A 20,490-nucleotide genomic window follows, 5' to 3' on the forward strand; every position below is an offset into this window, starting at 1 on the left:
ATTGAGTATAAAAACCTTCTCATAAGCTTTCTTGTTTTAAAGAAAAATTCAATCCTTCATCTGACTCTCTGCATCAGCCACGACCTGTTCTAAACTGGTCTGACCAAGCTCTGCCTCCATAGCCAGCTGGATTCTCTCCAATTTTTGATCCAAAACATCATGAATATGAGCTCCAACTGGACAATTTGGATTCGGATTGTCATGGAAACTGAAGAGTTGACCAGTCTTACCAAGACATTCGACCGCTTGATAAACATCTAATAGACTAATATCCTTGAGATCCTTAACAATCTCTGTTCCCCCTGTTCCACGCGCTACTGAAATCAGCTCTGCCTTCTTCAACTGGGACAAGGTCTTTCTGATAATGACAGGATTGACCCCGACACTAGCAGCCAGAAAATCACTGGTCACCTTGTTTTCCTTCCCCTCGAGGGCAATAATTATCAGCATATGAGTCGCAATGGTAAATCTACTTGGAATTTGCATCCTCTTCTCCTTTTTACGAGGCTACCCTGCCTCTACTCTTCTTTTTCTATTATTATACCCTTTTTAGTTGTAATGTCAATCGTTACCACCTTTTAACCAGGCATCTAATTCCCTATCATAACCTTCTTTCTGGGCTAATTCTCTCAGAAATTCCTGATTGTGGGTATGGTGGATACCATTGACCAGACTTTCATAGTAAACATCAAAATAAGGGAGTTTCAGGTCTTTAGCTAGCTGCAATTCAGCTGCCACATCGTAGTCTACCCGTCGGAAGTTCATATCTACCAAGCCCTTGTCATCAAACTCCAAAATCATGTACTGGGCTCGCAAGTCCTTCCGTAGCTGAGCGTCCAAAAAGAAAGGTTGCCCAATCGAACCCGGATTGACAATCAATTGCCCACCAGTCCCGTAACGAAGCAACTGCTGGTGAATATGACCATAAACAGCAATATCGCAAGGCGGATTGGTCACCAAGCGGTCAAAATTCTCTTGCGCCCCAGTATGAATCAACTCTCGCCCCCAGTTCTTATCAGGCAAATGGTGACTAATTCCCACCGTCAAATCCCCAAACTGACGATGAATTTGAAGAGGTTTATTGTGGAGCAGTTCAATTTCTTCTAGGGAAATTTCCTCTAAAACATACTGGCACTGGCGCAAAAGATAGCGTTGACTGGGGCGAGTACTATCCAATTCCTTACGGACACCATGCCACAGACTGTCTTCCCAGTTCCCCAGAACTCTAGCCGTAATCGGTAGTTGATCCAACAAGTCCAAAATCCTTCTACGCCCTGTCCCTGGCATGAGAATATCTCCCAAAAGCCAGTATTCATCCACTCCTAACTGCCGAGCATCTGCCAAAACAGCCTCCAAGGCGGTGGTATTTCCATGAATATCTGAAAGAAGAGCTATTTTCGTCATATCCATCTCCTCGTTTTTTCTCTTGCAATAAGTATAACATAAAAAGTCACAGCTAGAGAAATCTAGCTTTTTTTGATATACTAGATAAAGATATTAGACAAGAGGAAACGAATGACCCCGAATAAAGAAGATTATCTAAAATGTATTTATGAAATCGGCATAGACCTGCATAAAATCACCAACAAGGAAATTGCGGCCCGCATGCAAGTCTCTCCCCCTGCCGTAACTGAAATGATTAAACGGATGAAGAGTGAAAATCTCATCCTCAAGGACAAGGAATGCGGTTATCTACTTACTGACATCGGACTCAAACTGGTCTCTGAGCTCTACCGTAAACACCGCTTGATTGAAGTTTTTCTAGTTCATCATTTAGACTATACTAGTGACCAGATTCACGAGGAAGCTGAGGTCTTGGAACATACTGTCTCTGACCTGTTCGTGGAAAGACTGGATAAATTGCTTGGATTCCCCAAGACCTGCCCTCACGGAGGAACTATTCCTGCTAAGGGAGAACTCTTGGTTGAAATCAATAACCTCCCACTAGCTGACATCAAGGAGGCTGGCGCCTACCGCCTGACTCGGGTGCACGATAGTTTTGACATTCTCAGTTATCTGGACAAGCACTCACTTCACATCGGTGATCCGCTCCAAGTCCAGCAGTTTGATGGCTTCAGCAACACCTTCACTATCCTTAGTAAAGACGAGGAATTACAAGTGAATATAGACATTGCCAAACAACTCTATGTCGAAAAAATCGACTAATTTCTCAAGTACCATACCAACCCTGAAAGTTTTATTTTCAGGGTTTTCTCATCTATTTTTTGCATCAAAAACAATAGTAAACGCTTTCGCTCTTTAACTAAATATTGTATAATAAATATATAAACTATTCCGTCACTAACAGATGAAAAAAGGAGGTTTTATCATGAAAAACATCATCTTCATCAAAACCATTGAGCTCCTTGTCATTGATGAAATCATGCTGGCATTTTTGACATTTAAAGAGGGGCTTACTTGGGATTGGATTTTAATTTATAGCGGTTGGCTCATTTTCTTTCATCCTGTGCTATTGACCTATCTGTCTAATCAGCTTTGTGACCACTTTAGTCAACTCTATTCCCAGATTAGACCGCGATTCTGGCGTTTTGCCTTACAAATCCTCCTATGGGATAGCCTGATCATTCTCTCCTTGATATGTTTGAGTGGTGTGCCACTTTTCCTTCAGGGAACTCTCCTCATCCTAGGACACCTCATCCCTTCCTATCGCACTTGCCAAAGCCTGAAACAAGATTTCCCCAAGGCCTATCAAGAACAGATTTCATTTTGGAGTATTTTATGATATATGAGAAAAACCAAGCCGGCTGGGCTTGGTCTTTCTTATCTATTTTTCGTATCAAGGATAATGGTGACTGGTCCGTCATTGACCAGCTCAACCTGCATATCCGCTCCAAAGATACCTGTCTGAACGGGCACTTCTTGCGCTAATTTTTGATTGAAGGCATCATAGAAGTCTGATGCCATATCAGGCTTGGCTGCACCTGTAAAGGCTGGACGATTGCCTTTCTTAGTATCCGCAAAGAGGGTAAACTGAGAAATAGAGAGGATTTCTCCTTCAATATCTTTGACAGACAGGTTCATCTTGCCTTCTGCGTCTGAAAAAATCCGCATGTTGACAAGCTTTCTCACAGCATAGTCCAAATCTTCCTCTTGGTCCTCTGGTCCAACACCAACCAGCAATAGGAGCCCCTGATTGATGTTTCCCTGAACCTGACCTTCGATACTCACTTGGGCTTTTGTAACCCGTTGGATAATGATTTTCATAATAGCCTTTCTAGTAAGAGCTAGGACAATTAGCCGTTGGTCCGTTTAACAGAGTAAACTTCTGGCACACTCTTAATCTTGTCCACGACCGTGGTCAATGTAGAGAGGTTGGCAATACCGAAGGACACATGGATATTAGCAAACTTCATATCCTTGGTTGGTTGAGCGTTGACCGTTGAGATATTCTTGGTTGTATTTGAAAGAACTTGCAGTACATCGTTCAACAGTCCTGTACGGTTGAGGCCATAAATATCGATATGGGCCATATACTCCTTATTTGAGCTAGAGTACTGGTCTTCCCACTCCACATCAAGGAGGCGTTGCTCGTAGTTTTCTTGTGCACGCAGGTTCATACAGTCCACACGGTGAATAGCTACACCACGCCCCTTGGTGATATAGCCGACAATATCGTCACCAGGCACTGGATTACAACACTTGGCAATCCGCACCAGGAGACCTGAGGCACCTTCAATGACCACTCCACCCTCATGCTTAACCTTGAGGGTTTCTTTGTTCTCAACCTTGACCTCGCCACCTTTGACAAGTTCTTCTGCCTCCGCCTTGGCCTTGGCACGTTCTTCTTCACGGCGTTCCTTTTCAGTCAGACGGTTAAAGACGGTAATCGCACCGATTTCTCCAAAACCAATAGCCGCAAAGAGGGATTCTTCTGTCTTATAGCTAGTCTTTTGCAAAACTTGGTCCATGTGACGCTTGTCCATGAATTTATTGGCCACATAGCCATTTTCTTGAAACTGGGCCATCAGCATTTCACGACCCTTGTTAACGGATAATTCCTTGTCTTGGTTTTTAAAGAACTGGCGAATCTTGTTGCGCGCCTTGCTGGTCTTGACCATATTGAGCCAGTCACGGCTCGGCCCAAAGGAGTTAGGGTTGGTGACAATTTCAACCTGATCCCCTGTCTTTAGCTTGGTTGTCAGTGGAACCATACGGCCATTGACCTTGGCACCAGTCGCTTTTTCTCCGACTTTTGTATGGATTTCGTATGCAAAGTCAATCGGTCCTGAATCTTTGGGAAGAGAACGGACAGCACCATCTGGAGTAAAGACGTAAATCTCCTCAGCCAGATAGTTTTCCTTAACTGAATCGACAAATTCCTTGGCATCATCAGCCTGGTCTTGGAGTTCCATCATCTCCTTGATCCAGTTCATCCCAATAGCTGATTCCTTGCTGTTAACCTGCCCCTTAACGCCTTTCTTATAAGCCCAGTGAGCCGCAACCCCGTACTCAGCCACCTCGTGCATGGCCTTGGTTCGAATCTGGAATTCAATCGGCCCTTTTGGCCCATAAACAGTCGTATGGATAGACTGGTAACCATTGGCCTTGCGGTTGGCGATATAATCTTTGAAACGACCGGGCATCGGTTTCCAAAGTTCATGCACATAACCCAACATGGCATAAACATCACTTTGGGTATCTAAAATACAGCGAATAGCAATCAGGTCATAGATTTCCTCAAACCGTTTTCTCTTATCCTGCATTTTGCGGAAAATAGAGTAAATATGCTTGGGACGACCATAAATCTTCCCTCTCAAGTGATGATCCGTCGTATATTCCTCTAATTTTGTGACTACCTCATCCACCAAGGCTTCACGCTCTCTGCGCTTTTCCTTCATCATATGGGTAATCTTATAAAACTCCGTTGGATTGAGATAACGGAAAGACAGGTCTTCCAATTCCCATTTGACGCTAGAAATCCCCAGACGGTGAGCAAGAGGTGCATAGATTTCCATAGTTTCTTTGGAAATACGCTCCTGCTTGTCTTTTCGAAGATGTTTCAGAGTCCGCATATTGTGCAAGCGGTCAGACAGTTTGACCAAGATAACGCGGATGTCCTCAGACATGGCCATGAGCATCTTGCGATGATTTTCCGCTAATTGCTCCTCGATTGATTTGTACTCGACCTTACCAAGCTTGGTAACTCCATCGACAATCACGCGCACATCTGGACCAAACTCTCTTTCCAAATCGTCCAAGGTCGCATCTGTATCCTCCACCACATCATGCAAGAAACCACAAGCTACTGTTACAGCATCCAGCTTGAGCTTAGCTAAAATACCTGCCACTTGGATGGGGTGAATGATATAAGGCTCGCCTGATTTGCGATACTGGCCACTATGGCATTCCACCGCATAGACCAAGGCCTTATAGACAAAATGGACATCCTCTTCCGTCAAATATTCTTTGGTTAAAGCGACAACTTCTTCGCCTGTTAAATTCACTTCTTTTGGCATCTATACTCTCCAATTCTTCCTACCATTTTATCACTTTTTTAAGAATATGAAAACTAGAAAAAGAGGATTCTAAAGCTTATTCAGTTTGTTAGGAAGGAGGATAACATAAGATTTACACTTAAAAAAATAAAATTATCTGATTTTCATCTAACTTTTTTGAAATATAGGCTACGCTAAAAGTTAGTGAAATGAAAATCTTTTCTTCTTAAATTAGAAAAGGTTTGATATTTTGGTAATTTTCTAACCTTTTTAGTGTATAATGGTAATATAAACAGTTTTTTTACGATAATTACTGAGTTTTCATCTTTCTAGAAAGGCAAACAACATGAAATCACACAAAAGACTGACACTTTTAGCTTTGGCTGTTCTTGGCTTATCGAGCCAAGTCGTTTTAGCTGACGATACGAGTCATTCCACTACTGCCCCTATGACTAGTTCAACCAGTAGCTCAATAAATACTTCCACTAGTCATTCTACTAACAGTTCTACAAATACTTCTGCTAGTAGTTCTCAAGCTAGTAGAGAAACTTCGTCAACTACAGCTAGTTCAAGTGAGCAAGAAACCAAACCTTCTCTCTCCACAGAAGCCAAACAAAGCCAATCTATACAAACTGGCTGGGTAAAAGAGGGGAACAAGTGGACTTTTTATAGTCAAACTGGGGTCAAATTTACAGATACTCTCTATGATGGTTATTTCTTTGATAGTCATGGCTACTTGCTTGAAAACACTTGGTACCAAATGGGAAATAATTGGTACTATATCAATGGTTCAGGTAAATATTTATCCAACCAATGGAGTCAAATTAATGGCAAGTGGTATGCTTTTGATGGCTACGGTAGAATGTTGGCCAATGTCTGGAAAGGCGATTACTACCTCAAAGCCAGCGGAGCTATGGCAGATAAGGAATGGGTCTACGACCAAAACTACTCTAGTTGGTTTTACCTCAAATCTGGCGGACGCTACGCCCAAAAACAATGGATTGGTTCCTACTATCTCAAATCTGGTGGCTACATGGCTCATAAGGAATGGATTTATGACCCAGACTATCAATCTTGGTACTATCTTAAGGACGATGGTGTGTATGTTACAGGAACCTATGCTGTGGATGGTAAAAACCAGCTCTTCCAAGGGAATGGAAAATGGGTTCGTGAATTAGCACAAAGTTTTCAAAAAGGACATTACTCTAAAACTATCTTTCTCGATCCAGGTCACGGTGGTAAGGATCGCGGGGCTTATTACTATGGCATAGCTGAAAAAGAATTGAACCTACAAGTTTATCGTAAGCTACGTAAACGACTAGAAGGACTCGGCTATACCGTTCTCACCTCTCGAGATAGTGATATAGACGTTGATTTTATTACCGAGCGTTCTCGTATGGTCAACAAGACCAATGCAGACTTTTTCATTAGCCTTCATTTCAACGCTACCGGAAATGATACTACTGTTAATCTAGGTATACAAACCTATTCTTACAAGGAAGAACCTGGCTTCCCTAGCAAGATTAACAAGGATTGGCATAATAATCCTGAACGGATAAGTGAAAGTAACCGTCTTGCTGCCGATATCCATTCTTCACTGCTAGCTGAAACTGGAGCTAGGGATGCCGGACTTTTGCAAGCAACCTTTGCTGTTCTACGTGAAACAGCTAAACCAGCTGTTTTGCTAGAGATGGGATATATGGATAATCCAGAAGAAAACAAAAAAATCCGCAGTAGTGACTACCAAGATAAACTGGTTGAAGGGATTGTCAAGGGAATCCAAAAATATTACTCAGGAAATTAAAACAGTCTAAGCCTCGATCTCATTCGGGGCTTATTTTTCTTATCCAAACCATATCCTTCTTTCTAGAACTATTTCCTTTTTATGCTTATTCTCCCTAACTGTGCTATACTTAATTTAGTACATTCTTTGAGATTGGAGCTAGTATGAAAATCCATAAAACCGTGAATCCTGTTGCCTATGAAAACACCTATTACCTAGAAGGTGAAAAGCACCTTATCGTGGTAGATCCCGGTAGCCATTGGGAAGCCATTCGTCAGACAATAGATAACATCAACAAACCGATTTGTGCTATTCTCTTGACCCACGCCCATTATGACCATATCATGAGTTTGGACTTGGTGCGCGAGACTTTTGGCAATCCTCCTGTCTATATCGCAGAGAGCGAATCCAGCTGGCTCTATACTCCCGTCGATAATCTCTCAGGGCTACCTCGCCACGATGATATGGCAGATGTGGTCGCAAAACCGGCAGAGCACACCTATGTCTTTCATGAGGAATATCAACTGGAGGAATTTCGTTTCACTGTCTTACCAACACCAGGACATTCCATCGGCGGTGTTTCCCTAGTCTTTCCTCAAGCTCATTTGGTATTAACGGGTGATGCCCTTTTCCGTGAAACAATCGGACGAACCGACCTTCCGACTGGTAGTACGGAGCAACTCCTCCATAGTATCCAGACCCAACTCTTCACCTTACCAAACTATGATGTCTATCCAGGGCATGGTCCAGCTACTACTATTGCTCACGAAAAGACCTTTAATCCTTTTTTCTAGCAAGTTGATGACAATCAATATCGTAATTTAATACTCAATAAAAATCAAAGAACAAACTAGGAAACTAGCCACAGGGTTACTCAAAGCACCGCTTTGAGGTTACAGATAAAGTTGACGTGGTTGAAGAGATTTTCGAAGAGTATAAGTAAACTATCCAGCAAGTCTTTCCATTATAAAAGGCATCCAATCAAGTTTTCAGACCTGATTGGATGCCTTTTTCTGATCACTTGCTTCTTTGCATTACCAAATAATCACGCGCTCTTCTGGTGAACGCCACATACCGTCTCCTTCTTTGACATCATAGGTTGTAAAGAAATCATCGAAGTTTGGCACTTGCACATTGACACGGAGTTTGGCTGGCGCGTGCACATCGACGCTAGCCAAAAGTTTCATAAATTCTGGGCGACCTTTCATGCGCCAGATACGACCGAAGTTGTAGAAGAATTCTTCTGCCGAGAAGTCTGGTTCTCGCTTAGCTGCTTCAAGCGCTGCAGCGATTCCTCCCAAGTCAGCCACGTTTTCTGATACAGTCAATTTACCGTTGATGGTTGCTCCATAAGAATCCTGTCCATCAAACTGGTCAATAACTTTTTGTGTTTTCTCCTTGAAGGCAGCATAGTCACTCTCTGTCCACCAATCTTTGAGGCTACCATTTTCATCAAAGGAAGCTCCGTTGGTATCAAAGGCGTGGGAAATTTCATGGGCAATAACTGCCCCAATCCCACCATAATTAGCAGAAGATGACTGATGCAAGTCATAGAAAGGAGCCTGTAAAATAGCCGCCGGGAAGACAATCAGGTTCTTCTGTGGATTGTAGTAGGCATTGACCATGTGAGCAGGCATGCCCCATTCCTTGTAGTCTACAGGTTGGTTCCACTTGCTCCAACTGTGTTTGATTTCCACACGCGCAAAGGCTAGAGCATTGTCAAAAAGACTAGCAGTCTCATCCACTACCTTGTCTTTGTAGCGTGCTGGCAATTCTTCTGGATAACCGATGTAAGGCTTGATAACATTGAGTTTGACGATGGCCTTGTCACGAGTTTCAGGAGTCAGCCAGTCATTCTTAGCCAAGCGTTCCTTATAGACATCAATCATAGTTGCCACTTTTTTCTCCACGTCCGCCTTAGCCTCTGGAGAGAATTTTTCATGGGCATACCAAAGACCTAAGGCTTGTTTGAAAGGACCTTGTGCTAGCTGGTAGGCTGCCTTGACCTTGTCTTTGGCTTCTGGAACTCCAGAAAGCGCACGACTGTAAGCACCTGACAAGACACGGATTTCTTCTGTTAAATAGCTGGTTGAGAGATTCACAACACTTAAAATTAAGGTTGCCTTGAGGAGAGGCCAAGCCTCTTCACTATAGAATTGATCTGCTGCTTGCCAGAAACGTTCTTCGTCTACGATAACCTTGTCTGGCACTTGTCCAAGAACGGCTTGGAAAAAGTCATCCAAAGGTAGGGCAGGTGCGAATTTTTTGAAATCTTCATAAGAATATGGATGATAGAGTTTAGCATATTCTGAACTTTCTTCATTAGAAAGCACCACCGCTGCAACTCGGCGGTCCAATTCTAGTCTTTTCTCTAGCAAGTCTTCAATTTCTTCATCAGAGAAATCATAAGCCTTGAGAAGATTTGTACTGGTTTCTTTCCAAAGAGTCAAAAGCTCTTCACGCTGAGGATGGTCTTCAGCATAGTAGGTCGTATCTGGAAGGATCGTGCTTGGAGCACTAGCCCATAGAACATTGATTCTGGCATCCATAAAGTCTGGCGATACACCAAAAGGAAGGAAATTAGGTTTTCCTGCAAGCTCAAACTCTGCTAGTTTAGCTGTAAAATCCGCAAAAGTCTCCAATTCTTGGAATTCTTTAAGAAGTGGTAAGACAGGTTTGATACCGTCAGCTTCTCTCTTGTCGAAATCACGAACTAGGCGGTGGTATTTGACAAAGTTTGCCAAGATAGCATCCTCAGGCACTTCTTCTCCTGCCAACCACTTGTCTGTTGTCGCCAGCATCAGATCTTCAATTTCCTGGTCTAAATCAACAAAACCTCCTGTTTGAGACTTATCTGCTGGAATTTCAGCTGTTTTCTGCCATTCCCCATTGATTGCATCATAAAAATCATCTTGATAACGTGTCATCTTGTTCTCGCTTTCATTTGTACTTGTTTTTAGCTTAACAAAAATTACCTAGGAATGCAATTAAAAATGAACTTTCTCTTACCATCATTTTTCAGTTATTATTTTAATTTTTTTAAAAATTAACTTGACTTAATTTTTTTTTTAAGGTATATTAAGAGACAGGAGGAATATAAGTTTATGATACGTATCGAAAACCTCAGTGTCTCCTACAAAGAAACGTTGGCACTTAAGGATATTTCACTAGTGCTCCATGGACCAACAATTACCGGTATCATTGGCCCAAACGGCGCTGGGAAATCAACACTATTAAAAGGTATGCTGGGAATTATCCCACATCAAGGTCAGGCATTTCTCGATGACAAGGAAGTTAAAAAATCCTTACACCGAATTGCCTATGTCGAACAAAAAATCAATATCGACTACAACTTTCCCATCAAGGTCAAGGAATGTGTCTCGTTAGGACTCTTTCCCTCTATCCCTCTCTTTCGAAGTTTAAAGGCTAAACATTGGAAGAAAGTGAAAGAAGCCCTTGAAATCGTCGGTCTAGCTGACTACGCTGAGCGTCAAATCAGTCAACTATCTGGAGGTCAATTCCAGCGGGTTTTGATTGCCAGATGTTTGGTACAGGAAGCCGACTATATCCTCTTGGATGAACCCTTTGTTGGGATTGACTCTGTCAGTGAGGAAATCATCATGAATACGCTGAGAGATTTGAAAAAAGCTGGGAAGACGGTTCTCATCGTCCACCACGACCTCAGCAAGGTTCCCCACTACTTCGATCAAGTCTTGCTTGTCAATCGAGAAGTGATTGCCTTTGGTCCAACCAAAGAAACCTTTACCGAAACCAATCTCAAAGAAGCTTACGGTAATCGACTCTTTTTCAATGGAGGTGACCTATGATTGCAGAATTTATCGATGGATTGCAAAAATTCCATTTCTTACAAAATGCCTTGATAACAGCCATTGTCGTCGGGGTCGTAGCTGGAGCTGTGGGATGTTTCATCATTCTACGCGGGATGTCACTCATGGGAGATGCCATTTCACATGCTGTCTTACCAGGTGTAGCCCTCTCCTTCATCTTGGGCCTTGACTTCTTTATCGGAGCCATTGTCTTTGGACTGCTAGCTGCCATCATCATTACCTACATCAAGGGAAACTCGATTATCAAAAGCGATACCGCCATCGGCATTACCTTTTCTTCTTTCTTAGCCCTCGGTATCATCTTGATTAGTGTCGCTAAAAGTTCAACTGACCTTTTCCATATCCTTTTTGGTAATATTCTAGCCGTCCAAGATACGGATATGTTTATCACTATGGGCGTAGGGGCGGTCATTCTCTTGTTAATCTGGATTTTCTTCAAGCAACTCTTGATCACTTCCTTTGATGAACTTCTGGCTAAAGCCATGGGAATGCCTGTCAATTTCTATCACTACCTCCTCATGATACTCCTGACTCTCGTGTCTGTGACAGCCATGCAAAGTGTTGGAACTATCCTGATTGTAGCCATGCTGATTACCCCAGCTGCAACTGCTTATCTGTATGCTAATAGCCTGAAAAGTATGATTTTCCTTTCCTCAACCTTTGGAGCTACAGCTTCAGTTTTGGGACTCTTTATTGGCTATAGTTTAAACTTAGCAGCTGGTTCTAGCATCGTACTTACAGCTGCTAGCTTCTTTCTCATTAGCTTCTTTATCGCTCCCAAACAACGATATTTGAAACTGAAAAATAAACATTTGTTAAAATAAGGGGTAAAGCCCCAATAAATTGGAGGATCTAATGAAAAAATTAGGTACATTACTCGTTCTCTTTCTTTCCGTTATTGCTCTTGTAGCATGTGCTAGTGGAAAAAAAGAGGCAGCTTCTGGTCAAAAACTAAAAGTTGTTGCTACAAACTCAATCATCGCTGATATTACTAAAAATATTGCTGGTGACAAGATTGATCTTCACAGTATCGTTCCGATTGGACAAGACCCACACGAATACGAACCACTTCCTGAAGATGTTAAGAAAACTTCTGAGGCAGACCTCATTTTCTATAACGGTATCAACCTTGAAACAGGTGGCAATGCTTGGTTTACAAAATTGGTAGAAAATGCCAAGAAAACTGAAAACAAAGACTACTTTGCAGTCAGCGAAGGGGTTGAAGTTATCTACCTTGAAGGAAAAAATGAAAAAGGTAAAGAAGACCCACACGCTTGGCTCAACCTTGAAAATGGGATTATCTTTGCTAAAAATATCGCTAAACAATTGAGCGCCAAAGACCCTAACAACAAGGAATTCTATGAAAAAAATCTCAAAGAATATACTGATAAGTTAGACAAACTTGATAAAGAAAGTAAGGATAAATTTAATAACATCCCTGCTGAAAAGAAACTCATTGTAACCAGCGAAGGAGCATTCAAATACTTCTCTAAAGCCTATGGTGTCCCAAGTGCTTACATCTGGGAAATCAATACTGAAGAAGAAGGAACACCTGAACAAATCAAGACCTTGGTTGAAAAACTTCGCCAAACAAAAGTTCCATCACTCTTTGTAGAATCAAGTGTGGATGACCGTCCAATGAAAACTGTTTCTCAAGACACAAACATCCCAATCTACGCACAAATCTTTACTGACTCTATCGCAGAACAAGGTAAAGAAGGCGACAGCTACTACAGCATGATGAAATACAACCTTGATAAGATTGCTGAAGGATTGGCAAAATAATCCTATGAAAACGTCATTCTCACATGAGCTGGCGTTTTTTCTATGCCCACATTTCCGGTCAAATCATTGGAAAATTCCGGCTGTTTCAGCTAAAATGGAAGAAAAAAGATTGGAGTATCCTATGGTAACTTTTCTCGGAAATCCTGTGAGCTTTACAGGTAAACAACTACAAGTCGGCGACAAGGCACTTGATTTTTCACTCACTACAACAGACCTTTCTAAAAAATCTCTGGCTGATTTTGATGGGAAGAAAAAAGTCTTGAGTGTCGTGCCTTCTATTGATACAGGCATCTGCTCAACTCAAACACGTCGTTTTAATGAAGAATTGGCTGGACTGGACAACACGGTCGTCTTGACTGTTTCCATGGACCTGCCTTTTGCCCAGAAACGTTGGTGCGGTGCTGAAGGTATTGAAAATGCCATCATGCTCTCAGACTATTTCGACCATTCCTTTGGACGTGATTACGCCCTCTTAATCAATGAGTGGCACCTATTGGCACGCGCAGTCTTTGTCCTCGATACTGACAATACGATTCGCTACGTTGAATACGTGGACAATATCAACTCTGAACCAAACTTCGAAGCCGCAATTGCAGCTGCTAAAGCCCTATAGAAAAAATCCTCTGTCACAAAGAGTTCCCCACTCTTTGAAACGGAGGATTTTTGTTTACGAGTAAATATAAGTTCAATCAGCTAATACTCTTCGAAAATCTCTTCAAACTACGTCAGCTTTATCTGCAACCTCAAAGCGGTGCTTTGAGCAACCTGCGGCTAGCTTCCTAGTTTGCTCTTTGATTTTCATTGAGTATTACTCTACAGATTTCAAGGCTTCAAGCATATCAACCTTTCTCAGATGACGATTGACAAAGAAACCAAGCAAGGTCAAAATGGTGCTTACTGCTGCCACTGGAATTACATAGACTTCCCAGCCTACCTGTGGATAAAAGAGAATAGTCGCAGGCGAAATCATTTGAATCAAAAATTGGTGTAAATAGAAACCAGATACCAAACCAAGTACGATTCCCACAAGGGACAGCACAATCGTCTCACGATAAATGTAGAGAGTGACTTCATTATTATGAAAACCGAGAACCTTGATAGTGGAGAGTTCACGGATTCTCTCAGCCACGTTGATATTGGTCAAATTGTAGAGGATAACAATAGCCAATAGAACCGATACGATGACCAAGATGGTCATGGTCTGATTGAGTGAGCTAGCGACGGATTCAAAGAGTCGAATGGCTGAAGCATTCTGGACAACGCTGGACAACGCAGATTGATTCATAAGTAAGCCAGCCTGTCTTTCGATACTAGTAGCACTGGTATTCCTTAACGAGACCAAATAAGTGTTGGCTTGGGGTAGCTGTCCGTAAATTTGCTCATAGCTAGCCTGACTCATATAAATAAAGTGACCAACGTAGTTCTCAGTAATAGCAGCGACTGTTAATTCCTTACCTTCAATTTCTAGAGTCTGCCCAACCTTGACACCTGCCAGCTGGGCAAGTTTAGCTGTAATAACGACGCCATCTTTTAATGTCAGCTCCTGCTGATGATTTTGAAGATGGATAAAGGGAGTCAAATCCTCCTTCTCTGTCATCATAAGGGTAATAGTTTGAAGACCTGCCTTACCTTTGAAATCCTTGTCTAGCGTTTTAGAATAGATTTTCTGGTAGGCTTTGATGTCCTGCCCTTTCAACACTTCTTCTAGCTCTGCCTTGTCTTGATTGGTCGCACTAGGATTTTCAGAGACAATCATCTGATACTGTTGGATTTGTTGAAACTGTCTAGACGGAACTCCTGCTACAGAGGATTGAATTCCTAAACCTGCAAAAAGCAGAGCGACTGAGCCCGCCACACCAAATATTGTCATCAACATCCGCTGCTTATAACGGAAGATATTGCGAGCTGTTACCTTATGAGTAAAACTGAGACGACGCCAGATAAAACTGAGACGCTCCAGTAAAATTTTAGCTCCTTTAACAGGAGGTTTAGGCAGTAAAAGCTGGGCTGCTTCATCATGAAGTTCCCTCCGAGCCACCAGATAGGCTGGTAACACACTCGCCAACCAACTCAATCCAAGAGCTAGTATACTATAGCTCCAATAGAACTGAATCTGGGTTTCTCCCACCACCATGCCTTTTGTAATGACACTTGAAATCACACTGGCTAGTAAATAATGGCCAAGTATACTACCTAGAGCCGTTCCGACAGTTCCAGCTACTAGGCCGTAGAGGAGAAACTTGGCGATAATATCCTTGCTACGATAGCCCAAGGCCTTAAAAATCCCTGCATGTGTTCGCTCTTCATCCACAAAACGAGTCATAGTTGTGAAGGTAACCATAGCCGCTACGGCATAAAGAACCACAGGAAAGATATTGCCCACTGCTCGAATACTGGATGAAGCATTGCTATACATGAGATAGCCCTGACCACCTGGCATGGTCTGACGATTATATACTTGATACTTGGGCTCAGCTAAATCATCCAAGACTTGCTGATGTTTTTCTAATTTTTCCTTTTCTTGGGCTAGATTTTGTTCAGCCTGCTTTAGTTTGTCCTCTTCCTTGCTCAATTCCTGCTTAGCTTGGGTAAGTTGAGCACTGGCATGCTCTCTCTGAGATTGAGGAAGCAAGGCTAGTTGACTTTCCTGAGACTGTAAACGAGCTTGAGCAGCTGCTAAACGACGCTTGCCTTCCTGCAAATTAGCCTGAGCCTTGTCAAGGATCTCTTGCCCCTTATCGAGAGACTCTTGCCCTTCTTTTTTCAATACTTGCAGACGTGCCTTGCCATTATCTGATAGAACTTGTTCAAGGTCTTCCTGATGTTGCTTGGATTTTTCTTCATAAGCTACTGAAAAAGCATTTAAGCCTGCTAAATCTTGATATTTCAAACGAGCTATATTGTAGACTTTCTGATCAAACTGACTCGGTAAAATCACCCCATAGACTGTCAGAGTCCCACTTCCACTGCCTGCGTAGCCCATATCTCGCTGGGAGAGGATTTCAGCCGAATCCACAAAACCAGTAATGGTATAAGTATGGTCTTTTAAAGAGGAATGACCCTCTTCTTTTTCTTTAAAACTAATCTCCTTTCCCACGCTGTATTGGCCTTGTAAATGAGTGCCCAAAGCGATTTCCTTGTCTGACTGAGGAAGTCGTCCCTCTCTTAGCTGAAAGATTGAAATTCGCTCTGGTCTGGAGTACAGTCGAATGGCATCCTGCCCATTCTCCATAGTCACATCTGTCAAATAGCCAAACTCAATCTCTGCGCCCTCCGTCTGTCCTAGTTCTTCTTGATCTGCTTGATCCAAACCATAGTTAGACATGACTGCCAAATCCAAGGTTTGAGCAGTTGTTAAATAAGCATTAGCTGTCGCCTCCATGTTGGGACTGGTTACTTTGAGGCCTACTAAGGCTAGAGACCCTAACATCATCAAGGTCATGATGGATAAAAAACGCCCCTTGGAGCCTGTGAAGGACTGAATTAAGTCCTTCCAATAGGTTTTTCGCTTGATCATGCTAGTACTCCAAACTGTCAATATCCTGAGGATGCTGGTTGACCACCACATCCTTGACACTGGCATCGTGCATATGAATTACGCGATCAGCAATGGGCGCTAAAGCTCCATTATGAGTCACGATGATCACCGTCGCTCCCTTTTGACGAGACATGTCTTGGAGAATCTTCAAGACTTGCTTGCCTGTCTGATAATCCAAGGCTCCAGTCGGTTCATCACAAAGGAGGATTTTAGGATTTTTGGCTACCGCGCGTGCAATGGAGACTCGCTGTTGCTCCCCTCCAGAAAGCTGAGCTGGAAAATTATTGAAACGATGAGCCAGACCTACATCTGTCAAGACCTGCTCAGAATCCAAGGCATCCATCACGATTTCAGAAGCCAGTTCCACATTTTCCTTAGCAGTTAGATTGGACACTAGATTGTAAAACTGAAAAACAAAACCGACATCGTTGCGGCGGTAATTGGTTCGCTGGTGGGAACTATAGTCTGCAATATTGACACCATCAATCCAGATTTCCCCGTCGTCATTGGTATCCATGCCTCCAAGAAGGTTAAGAACTGTTGACTTGCCTGCACCTGATGCACCTAGAATGATGACCAACTCGCCTTCTTCAATTTCAAAATTCACATCACGATTGGCCACAATTTCCGTGTCCCCAACCTGATAACGCTTGTAACAGTGTTTCATCTCAATATAAGCCATCAGACCCACCCTCTCTCAAACAAATTACTTCCTATTACCATTATAACGCTTTTTCAACTAGTTGGAAACTGCTTACATTCTCAAATCCTTATTAAAAGGCAGTTTCAAATTACTGCCTTTTATCATCTTCTTAAAAATAAAATTGAACCAGATCACCTTCTGCTGTTGCCACCGAAACACAATCTTTCTCTATGCATTTCACTTTTGCTTTTTCTTGATTCACTTCAATCACACTTTTTTCAATATCTGGATAAGAGACTCGCAAATCTCCCCCGCTTCTTGATAAAATGGTCAACTGTAAGAGTTTTTTATCCTCCCACCTCATGCTCACTTCAAAATGTCCACGTGCCATTAAGCCTGAAACGGAACCTCTTGACCATGCATCGGGTAGGGCTACTAGAGGTACCAGATAAGCTGAATGAGACTGGAGTAACATTTCTGCCATGCCACTGCTAGCACCAAAATTACCATCTATCTGAAAAGGAGGGTGGCTACACCAAAGATTTGGCAAGGTGGATGACTTTAACTGCTCTGCTAATAATTTATGGGCTCGATTACCATCTCCTAGACGCGCCCAAAGATTGATCTTATTGGCCTTGGACCAGCCTGTGCCGCCATCTCCACGATCATTGAGGCTAGCACGCGCCGCTTCAAGATACTCTTGTCCCTTGTAGCTAAAGAGATTTCCAGGATAAAGTCCCACCAGATGGGAAGCATGCCGATGTTGGGCCTCAACTTTCTCATTTTGAAAATACTGCTCTTCCTCCTCATACCACTCCCTGATTCGACCAGATTGATTGATTTGAAGAGGATTAAGCAAGTCAAACTTCTCCTTGACCTCAGTCAACAAAGCCTCATCCAGTCCCAATTCCTGAGCAGCCTGAATAAAATCATGAAATAATTGCCAAATCAGAGATTGGTCATAGGTATTGCCAATCGAAATCGGACCATGTTCTGGCGAATAAGATGGAGAAGAAACCCAACGCTGCGCCTGCTGATCCTCATGTAAAAAGGCATTCCAAAAACGAACCGTTTCCCTCAACATGGGATAAATTTTATCCCTGAGATAGTCTTGGTCCCTATAAAATGAATAGGCTTCATAAACAGTTTGCATCAGCCACGCATTGGCAGCTGGCGACCAACCCCAATAGTAATCCCAACCAGGTGCCGTCCAACCAAAGGGAGTCGCTTGAGTATGAACCAACCAACCATTCTCCTCTCCTTCCCGAGAGACGATTCCTGCATACCTTGCAGCCGCTAGACGACCATAGACACGCAAATCATCTACATAGTTGATGACCGGAAAGGTCGTCTCTAGAAGATTAGTAACATAGGCTGGCCAATAATTCATCTGCAGATTGATATTCAGGTGATAGTCCGAATTCCACGGAGGATTGTCGACCGCATTCCAGATTCCCTGTAGATTAGCTGGTAGAGTATCCGGACAGTCTCTAGAAGAACTAATCAATAAATACCGTCCATACTGGAAGAACAATTCCTCCAAAGCCTGCCCCTCTTGTGGCTTATAATTTTTTAGCAAATCATCTGTAGTGGATGCATCAACATCAGCTCCCAAATCCAATTGAACACGCTGAAATAAAGCTTGGTAGTCCTCAATATGCCTTGATTTCAATTGGGCATATCCCTTTTCTTTAGCTTTCTCCACCAAGTCCTTCACCTGTTGCTCCAAATCTAGTTTCTTGCGATAATTACTAGCAGGATTTTGGGCAAAATCCGTCTTAGCGGCCAAGAAGAGGTTGGCATAACTGGCTCCTGATATCTGAACCTTATCTGCCCAAACTCTAATATCCCCATCTGTTTGCCAAGCTAAACAGCTAGCAAACTGCAGGTCATTATCCTTAACTCTTCCCTTCATCAAGATATAAGAATCAGTAATATCCAGTTGGCACTCCTTGTAATCAGACTTTTCCTCCTCATACTTTCCATCAGAAGCCAAATCACGACTTAGCGACAGTTCTATAGTAAAATCTAGAGTTTCCGCCCCTTCCTTAGTAAAGCGCTGAACCAAGAGATTATCTGGAAAACTCGCAAAAGCTTCACGTTCAAATTTCGTTCCCTTATAGACATAAGAAGTCGTCGCAAGCGCCTTACTGATATTCAGTTGCCTCTGGTAATCCGTAACCTGAGACAAAGTCGTACCTTGCTGACTAAACTCAATGTGAATATCCCCAAAGGATAGATAGGTCCCATATTGACTCGTTTTTGGCCCGATCAGGTGCTGTTCAGCCAGTTCCTTAGCCCGATTGTAATCTCTCTTTTCCAAAGCCTGCCGAATCTCAGCTAAAAAACCATACTGGTCCTGAAGATTTCCACCCTGATAATCGGAACTATCAGGAAGTGGACCACCAGACCAGAGACTTTTTTCATTAAATTGAATCCTCTCAGCCCCTATAATCCCAAATACTTTTGCCCCTAAAGAACCATTGCCTATTGGTAAAGCCTCTTCTTCCCAACCCTTATATGTTGTTGAAGCTGGTCTCTTGTAGGCCAATACATAATCTTGTTTTTTATTCCTTATCATACTACCATACTAACATAAAAAGCCTAGAAATCAATTCTAGACTTACAATTTTTTATTTTCCAAGGTAGTATTCAGAAACTACGTTCAATTTTTCGTCGAATTCGAATACCAATGGTGGGAAGTTAGGGATTTCCACGTCCATGATTTCGTCGTCTGACAAACCTTTGATGTGTTTTACAAGGGCACGGATTGAGTTACCGTGAGCTCCTACGAATACGTTTTTACCATCTTTAAGAGCTGGAGCGATTTTATCTTCCCAGAATGGAAGGGCACGTTCCAAAGTCACTTTCAAGTTTTCAGCATCTGGAATAACTGAATCGTCAAGTGAAGCGTAACGACGGTCTGTGTGAGCTGAGTGCTCATCATCACGATCCATGTTTGGAGGCAATACATCGTATGAACGACGCCAGATGTGAACTTGCTCATCACCAAATTGTTCAGCAGCTTCAGCTTTGTTTTTACCAGTCAAACCACCGTAGTGACGTTCGTTCAAACGCCATGATTTTTCAACTGGAACCCACAATTGGTCAGAAGCTTCAAGAGCCAAGTTAGTTGTTTTAATCGCACGTTTCAATACTGAAGTATAAGCTTGGTCAAATTCGATACCAGCTTCTTTGATCAATTTACCAGCGTCAATCGCTTGTTGTGTACCTTTTTCAGACAAATCAACATCAGCCCAACCAGTGAAAAGGTTAGCTTTGTTCCATTCAGACTCACCGTGGCGAGCAAAAACCAATTTTACCATTAGATGGATTCTCCTTTAAATTTTCCGAGGTTTCCCCTCGTTTATCTATTCTATTTTACACAATTTTTCACAAAAAAGCTAGTCATAACCAAAAAGGAAAGAGTTTCACAC

The 20,490-nt window shown here is 42.5% G+C and carries 17 protein-coding genes; 8 read left to right on the plus strand and 9 right to left on the minus strand.

Annotated elements, in window-relative coordinates; genetic code table 11:
* Nucleotides 1-48 precede the first annotated feature (48 nt).
* Both HT685_RS03150 and HT685_RS03155 read right to left on the minus strand, forming a co-directional pair.
* Nucleotides 49-486, minus strand: coding sequence for an Rrf2 family transcriptional regulator (locus HT685_RS03150; RefSeq protein ID WP_173225794.1), 438 nt, complete (start codon nt 484-486; stop codon nt 49-51).
* Between the two features lie 75 nt (nt 487-561).
* Nucleotides 562-1,404: a metallophosphoesterase family protein gene (locus tag HT685_RS03155; protein ID WP_173225791.1), complete on the minus strand. Its 843-nt coding sequence runs from the start codon at nt 1,402-1,404 to the stop codon at nt 562-564.
* 111 nt (nt 1,405-1,515) lie between these two features.
* Here HT685_RS03155 and HT685_RS03160 point away from each other — a divergent pair, with 111 nt between their 5' ends.
* Complete coding sequence (locus HT685_RS03160; RefSeq protein ID WP_173225788.1) at nt 1,516-2,166, plus strand: metal-dependent transcriptional regulator; 651 nt, start codon at nt 1,516-1,518, stop codon at nt 2,164-2,166.
* Nucleotides 2,167-2,329: 163 nt separating this feature from the next.
* Nucleotides 2,330-2,743 (plus strand): hypothetical protein, encoded by a 414-nt coding sequence (locus HT685_RS03165; protein ID WP_173225785.1) that lies wholly within the window; start codon nt 2,330-2,332, stop codon nt 2,741-2,743.
* Between the two features lie 38 nt (nt 2,744-2,781).
* Here the strand turns inward: HT685_RS03165 and dtd are convergent, their stop codons facing one another.
* A complete protein-coding gene (gene dtd / locus HT685_RS03170) occupies nt 2,782-3,225 on the minus strand; it encodes a D-aminoacyl-tRNA deacylase (protein ID WP_173225782.1) in 444 nt (147 codons plus the stop codon).
* Nucleotides 3,226-3,254: 29 nt separating this feature from the next.
* On the minus strand, nt 3,255-5,477 hold the full coding sequence (locus HT685_RS03175; protein WP_173225779.1) for a bifunctional (p)ppGpp synthetase/guanosine-3',5'-bis(diphosphate) 3'-pyrophosphohydrolase: 2,223 nt from the start codon (nt 5,475-5,477) through the stop codon (nt 3,255-3,257).
* A 325-nt stretch (nt 5,478-5,802) separates the two neighbouring features.
* On the opposite strand from HT685_RS03175, the gene HT685_RS03180 reads away from it, so the two are divergent.
* A complete protein-coding gene (locus HT685_RS03180) occupies nt 5,803-7,260 on the plus strand; it encodes an N-acetylmuramoyl-L-alanine amidase (RefSeq protein WP_173225776.1) in 1,458 nt (485 codons plus the stop codon).
* Between the two features lie 143 nt (nt 7,261-7,403).
* On the plus strand, nt 7,404-8,033 hold the full coding sequence (locus HT685_RS03185) for an MBL fold metallo-hydrolase (protein WP_173225773.1): 630 nt from the start codon (nt 7,404-7,406) through the stop codon (nt 8,031-8,033).
* 240 nt (nt 8,034-8,273) lie between these two features.
* Here HT685_RS03185 and pepO read toward each other — a convergent pair whose 3' ends face one another.
* Nucleotides 8,274-10,166 (minus strand): endopeptidase PepO, encoded by a 1,893-nt coding sequence (pepO, locus tag HT685_RS03190; RefSeq protein ID WP_173225770.1) that lies wholly within the window; start codon nt 10,164-10,166, stop codon nt 8,274-8,276.
* 177 nt (nt 10,167-10,343) lie between these two features.
* On the opposite strand from pepO, the gene HT685_RS03195 reads away from it, so the two are divergent.
* From HT685_RS03195 to tpx, 4 genes are all read left to right on the plus strand, one after another.
* On the plus strand, nt 10,344-11,066 hold the full coding sequence (locus tag HT685_RS03195; protein ID WP_000619142.1) for a metal ABC transporter ATP-binding protein: 723 nt from the start codon (nt 10,344-10,346) through the stop codon (nt 11,064-11,066).
* Nucleotides 11,063-11,911: a metal ABC transporter permease gene (locus HT685_RS03200; RefSeq protein ID WP_173278945.1), complete on the plus strand. Its 849-nt coding sequence runs from the start codon at nt 11,063-11,065 to the stop codon at nt 11,909-11,911. The genes HT685_RS03195 and HT685_RS03200 overlap by 4 nt, the downstream gene beginning before the upstream one ends.
* Before the next feature lie 31 nt (nt 11,912-11,942).
* The gene (psaA, locus tag HT685_RS03205) at nt 11,943-12,872 is read left to right on the plus strand and encodes a metal ABC transporter substrate-binding lipoprotein/adhesin PsaA (protein ID WP_172922047.1); all 930 of its coding nucleotides are present in this window, start codon (nt 11,943-11,945) and stop codon (nt 12,870-12,872) included.
* A 121-nt stretch (nt 12,873-12,993) separates the two neighbouring features.
* A complete protein-coding gene (gene tpx / locus HT685_RS03210; protein WP_000256026.1) occupies nt 12,994-13,485 on the plus strand; it encodes a thiol peroxidase in 492 nt (163 codons plus the stop codon).
* 195 nt (nt 13,486-13,680) lie between these two features.
* Here tpx and HT685_RS03215 read toward each other — a convergent pair whose 3' ends face one another.
* The 4 genes from HT685_RS03215 to HT685_RS03230 all read right to left on the minus strand — a co-directional run bounded on the left by HT685_RS03215 (nt 13,681) and on the right by HT685_RS03230 (nt 20,379).
* Complete coding sequence (locus tag HT685_RS03215; protein ID WP_173278946.1) at nt 13,681-16,389, minus strand: FtsX-like permease family protein; 2,709 nt, start codon at nt 16,387-16,389, stop codon at nt 13,681-13,683.
* A gap of 1 nt (nt 16,390) precedes the next feature.
* Nucleotides 16,391-17,092 (minus strand): ABC transporter ATP-binding protein, encoded by a 702-nt coding sequence (locus HT685_RS03220; RefSeq protein WP_173225764.1) that lies wholly within the window; start codon nt 17,090-17,092, stop codon nt 16,391-16,393.
* Between the two features lie 130 nt (nt 17,093-17,222).
* Nucleotides 17,223-19,634, minus strand: a complete 2,412-nt coding sequence (locus tag HT685_RS03225; protein WP_173278947.1) for a glycoside hydrolase family 95 protein — start codon at nt 19,632-19,634, stop codon at nt 17,223-17,225.
* Between the two features lie 52 nt (nt 19,635-19,686).
* Nucleotides 19,687-20,379: a phosphoglycerate mutase gene (locus HT685_RS03230; RefSeq protein WP_000240129.1), complete on the minus strand. Its 693-nt coding sequence runs from the start codon at nt 20,377-20,379 to the stop codon at nt 19,687-19,689.
* Between the last annotated feature and the right edge of the window lie 111 nt (nt 20,380-20,490).

It is taken from the genome of Streptococcus sp. 5004 (assembly GCF_013276755.1).
Lineage (GTDB): Bacteria > Bacillota > Bacilli > Lactobacillales > Streptococcaceae > Streptococcus.